6 protein-coding genes are annotated in these 4,238 nt (G+C 42.3%); 2 read left to right on the plus strand and 4 right to left on the minus strand.

The window, feature by feature from the left end; all coding sequences use genetic code 11:
- Positions 1-59: 59 nt before the first annotated feature.
- From RDS42_RS12960 to RDS42_RS12975, 4 genes are all read right to left on the minus strand, one after another.
- Positions 60-596 (minus strand): prolyl-tRNA synthetase associated domain-containing protein, encoded by a 537-nt coding sequence (locus tag RDS42_RS12960; protein ID WP_308784027.1) that lies wholly within the window; start codon positions 594-596, stop codon positions 60-62.
- A 130-nt stretch (positions 597-726) separates the two neighbouring features.
- Positions 727-1,353, minus strand: a complete 627-nt coding sequence (locus RDS42_RS12965) for a histidine phosphatase family protein (RefSeq protein WP_308784028.1) — start codon at positions 1,351-1,353, stop codon at positions 727-729.
- Complete coding sequence (locus RDS42_RS12970; RefSeq protein ID WP_308784029.1) at positions 1,289-1,492, minus strand: hypothetical protein; 204 nt, start codon at positions 1,490-1,492, stop codon at positions 1,289-1,291. The genes RDS42_RS12965 and RDS42_RS12970 overlap by 65 nt, the downstream gene beginning before the upstream one ends.
- 141 nt (positions 1,493-1,633) lie before the next feature.
- A complete protein-coding gene (locus RDS42_RS12975; protein ID WP_308784030.1) occupies positions 1,634-2,689 on the minus strand; it encodes a J domain-containing protein in 1,056 nt (351 codons plus the stop codon).
- Between the two features lie 229 nt (positions 2,690-2,918).
- Here RDS42_RS12975 and RDS42_RS12980 point away from each other — a divergent pair, with 229 nt between their 5' ends.
- Together RDS42_RS12980 and RDS42_RS12985 are read left to right on the plus strand one after the other, a co-directional pair.
- The gene (locus tag RDS42_RS12980; RefSeq protein ID WP_308784031.1) at positions 2,919-3,803 is read left to right on the plus strand and encodes an aldose 1-epimerase family protein; all 885 of its coding nucleotides are present in this window, start codon (positions 2,919-2,921) and stop codon (positions 3,801-3,803) included.
- 196 nt (positions 3,804-3,999) lie between these two features.
- On the plus strand, positions 4,000-4,185 hold the full coding sequence (locus tag RDS42_RS12985) for a hypothetical protein (RefSeq protein WP_308784032.1): 186 nt from the start codon (positions 4,000-4,002) through the stop codon (positions 4,183-4,185).
- Positions 4,186-4,238: the final 53 nt, after the last annotated feature.

Consider the following 4,238-nt stretch of genomic DNA (forward strand, 5'->3'; position numbering starts at 1 on the left):
TTTATTTTTCATAGTTTTTATGTATGTGTCTTTCTCTGCTGAAAAATCAATTCCTTCTGTTAAGGTAAACGAACCAGTTTGGGTGAATGCTTCAATTCCGGAATGATTTTTTTCATCATATCCTCTGTGCGGATCCTGAGACTGGAGGTATTGATACAAGGGTGGCAGCCGATATATTCTTTTTCCAGCACTTCCTCATCAATCAGCAGCTGTACTCTGTTTTCTTTGTCATTCATAAGCCCCAGAACACTTACTGAACCCGGGGTAATATCAAGAAACTGCTCCATGTATTCCGGTTTTCCAAAAGAAAGTCTGGATGAACCAATCTGCGCGGAAATATCCTTTGTTTTAAATTTTTTATCTCCCGGTATCATAAGCAGATAAAAATCTGTCTCCTGACGGTTGCACAAAAAAAGATTTTTACAGATCACAGCTTCCAGTGCCTGATCTATCTCTTCACAGGCCTCTATGGTCATGGCCGGCTCATGGTCGACCCTTTCATATTCAATCCCCAGAGAATCCAAAAAATCATAAACGCGAATTTCCTTATCCAGCCTTCCCTCCATATTCTGCGGTCTTCCCTTTACACGTTCCATAGTTCTGTCCTTTCTGTTCTTCTTCTGTTTTTCAAAATTACTCCTTTATTATACGCACATCTTTTTTTACGGTCAAATAGAAAAGGAAGCGTTTTTCCCACGCTCCCCTTCTATTCTTGTTAATTTTCTATTAATGCCTCTGATCTTTATTTCCAAATGTCTCACAGAATCTGCATGCAAAGGATGGCTCCTCATTTCCTGCATACAAATGAGAAATATCTCCCAAACGAAGTCCGCGAAAATATGCGATTCCCTGTTCCCTTTCTTCTGTAACAACCTCCGTCACAGAAGTGGGAGCAAGAGCAAGACTGTGCCATAAAACAAAGGGAGACACATTCCAGAGCCTGGAAAGCAATACACAGGTAATTCCAAAATGGCAGAACAATGTAATCGTCTTATCATTTTCCCGGACTACACGGTAGTGATTTTCCTCCCTCTTATATCCATATCCTTCCAAAAAATGATCAAAAGCTTCTATTACATGATCATACGCAGAAACCAGATCACTGTATTTTGCCACCTGGGATTCCCTCCACCGGACAGGATGACTGTACTCTGAGTACTCCGTCCAATATCCCGGAACCATATCCCAGACAATTCTTGGAAGAAACTTTCCATCTTTATGTTCCGCATCGGGATACGCTTTTTGAAGAGCTTTTGATTCGTTTACATCCACCTGTGCCGGAAATTCTCTAAGCCAGTCCAGAATCTCCGCCTTCTTTTCTGCTGCTTCCAGCGAATATGCCGCTGTATCCATAGCTCTTCCAAGAGGCGACATATAACAGTCCCAGGCGGTCCGCTGCCTTCGCCAGAAGCTCTGCCTCTTTTCTTCCTTTTTCTGTCAGTGTATCATTTACATAATCCGGATCTCCATGGCGGATAAATCGTATTTTCATAAGGTTATTCTCCTTTTGTTTCAATTTTCTCACACAGTATAGCATTCTTTATTTATCCCGTAAAGCTGATATTGCGCACTGAACAAAGGAGATATTGTCTTTATAAACGCCCGCTCTCAATCCCAAAAGATCTGTTCCAGTTTATGCTGCACTTCCTCTTTTTCCTGAATAGCCCCGCTTCATTGCCTGGTCGTATTCCTTCAGTTTTTCTGCTGCCTCCGGATTTACTGTCTTCGGCACCTGAATACGGATCGTCACATACTGGTCGCCTCTTACGGAAGGATTTTTCAAAGCCGGCGCACCTTTTCCTCTAAGCCTGATTTTTCCTCCGGACTGGGTTCCTGCCGGAATTTTACACATTACGTCTCCATACAAAGTAGAAAATTTCTCTTCACCTCCCAGTACTGCGGTAATAAACGGAATTTCTGCCGTAGTATAAATATCTGCGCCCTTTCGCTCCCATCCTGCTTTCGGTTCCACATGAATTTTCAAAAGAAGATCTCCTGCAGGACCGCCTCCATATCCGGGATTTCCTTTCCCCTTCAGGCGGATACTTTTTCCGTCCTCGATTCCGGCCGGAATATGAACCTGAAGCTTCTGTATTTTTTCTCCAGATTCTCCTGAAGAAAGCTGAAGCATGCGTTCACAGCCAAAAACTGAATCCTCAAAACTGACACTGACCTCTGACTGAAGATCACTGCCTTTTCCTGATCTGGCGCTGCGTCCAAATCCATCCTGAAAGCCAGACCTTCTGCTGCCAAAGCCCTCTCCGGAAAATCCACCGGATTCTCCATGGAACATATTTCCGAAAATATCTCCAAAAATATCCCCCATATCTCCATTTTCAAAATGATATTCTCTGTATGTTCCGTTTCCATTCTGCCCAAAGTCAAAGTCTCCAAATCCACTGCCCCAGGTCTGTCTGCCGGATTCTCCGTGGAAACCGCTCTGGTTTCCGGCGCCAAAGCCCTCCTCAAAAGCAGCCATACCAAACTGATCATATAATTTTTTCTTTTCTGAATCACTGAGCACATTATAAGCTTCTGTAACTTCTTTAAATTTCTGTTCTGCCTGTTTATCACCGGGATTTGTATCCGGATGATACTTCTTGGCAAGTTTCCTGTATGCACGCTTGATTTCCCTGTCATCCGCATTTCTGCCGACTCCAAGAACCTCATAAAAATCTCTTTTAGCCATAATTCCACCTCCGGTTTCACAAGACTTGCAAAAAGGAGATGCCGATCATCACTTCTCGCATCCCCCATCAGTTCCTTTTTGTTCTATGTGTAATATAACACCTGTTTCATGTATTGTCAAGACAGTTCCGAAAATATTTTGCCTCGCTGCTTTTAGTTGCACCGCTTTTGTCATGATGATACAATCAGATTATTACAGTAAACTATGATGTATCAGGAAGGAAATCAATATGAATTATACCATTAAAAATCAATATCTGGCCGTTGAAATTTCATCCAGCGGCGGCGAACTCCGCTCTGTCCGGGATTCAGAAGGAACCGAATATCTTTGGCAGGGAGATCCTGATTCCTGGGAGGAAAGGGGACCCAATCTGTTTCCTTATATAGGAAGGACAACCAGACAAACCTATACCTATCAGGGAAAGGAATATCACATGCCTCTCCACGGTTTTCTCATAGGTTCCGAAATGGAACTGGCAGACCGGACAGATGATTCTCTGTCTCTGTGCCTGAAGACCAGCCAAAAGACTCTGGTAATCTGGCCTTTTCATTTTTGTCTTACCATTACCTGGAAGCTGGATGGATCCACACTGTCTGTCTCCTGTCAGGTAGAAAATCAGGATGAAAAAACCATGTATTTTGGCATCGGCGGACATCCAGGCTTTCACATCCCGATGGATTCCTCTCTTGTTTTCGACGATTACCGGATAGACTTTGGCAAAAATGCTTCTCCGCAGCAGATTCTTCTCTCCGATGACTGTTTTATTCTGGAAAAAAATGTTCCTCTGGAGCTGGAGGAGGGAAGATACCTGCCCCTTTCCCATGAACTTTTTGCCAGGGATGCCATTGTCATGAAAAACATGCCAAAGGAAATCACCATTGAAAGTCCAAAAAGCCATCGCAAAATCCATGCTACCTTTCCTGACATGGATTATCTGGGGCTCTGGAACTGCGGAAATGCCCCCTTTGTCTGTATCGAACCCTGGAGTTCACTGCCTTCCCGAAAAGACCTGGTAGAAGATCTGGAAACTCAGCCAAATCTAATCTCCCTTAAAGCAGGAAAGAAATATGTCAATACATGGAGTGTGTCCGTTATTTCCGATATAGAAAACTGATTTCAGATACAAGGAGAAAAAGGCAGCTCTCAGTGCCTTTTTCTCTTATGTATATCAGTACAAAATAAAGAAGCAAAAATCCAATCTATCCTACAACCACAAATATCCTTAATAAAAAATTTATCTCCCTGTACAGAGTACTTTTCCTATCTTTATTTCTCCTATGCTACCATAAACGCATAAGGAGGTATCAATCATGTCTTTCATTTTCAAATTTATTCATCATATAGAAGAAAAATTAGATCAAAAATCAGAACGTTTTCTCTTCCGTCATCCCTGCGCAGCCATTCTGACAATGTTTATCGGAATTCCTGTTTTTATACTGGCATCGGTATCTCTTTTGACCTTACTGGTTACACTACCTGTCACACTGATCTTTTGATAGTGAACTGCCTTTATCTTTATGTAATCTTAATACTTTTATATTCTTACTAA

The sequence above is a fragment of the uncultured Blautia sp. genome (assembly GCF_902497045.1).
Taxonomy (GTDB): Bacteria; Bacillota; Clostridia; order Lachnospirales; family Lachnospiraceae; genus Blautia_A.

Coding starts and splice junctions, on each gene's coding strand:
- RDS42_RS12960 (WP_308784027.1), bottom strand. CDS start 596: ATGGAACGTGTAAAGGGAAGACCGCAGAATATGGAGGGAAGGCTGGAT.
- RDS42_RS12965 (WP_308784028.1), bottom strand. CDS start 1,353: ATGGATACAGCGGCATATTCGCTGGAAGCAGCAGAAAAGAAGGCGGAG.
- RDS42_RS12970 (WP_308784029.1), bottom strand. CDS start 1,492: ATGAAAATACGATTTATCCGCCATGGAGATCCGGATTATGTAAATGAT.
- RDS42_RS12975 (WP_308784030.1), bottom strand. CDS start 2,689: ATGGCTAAAAGAGATTTTTATGAGGTTCTTGGAGTCGGCAGAAATGCG.
- RDS42_RS12980 (WP_308784031.1), top strand. CDS start 2,919: ATGAATTATACCATTAAAAATCAATATCTGGCCGTTGAAATTTCATCC.
- RDS42_RS12985 (WP_308784032.1), top strand. CDS start 4,000: ATGTCTTTCATTTTCAAATTTATTCATCATATAGAAGAAAAATTAGAT.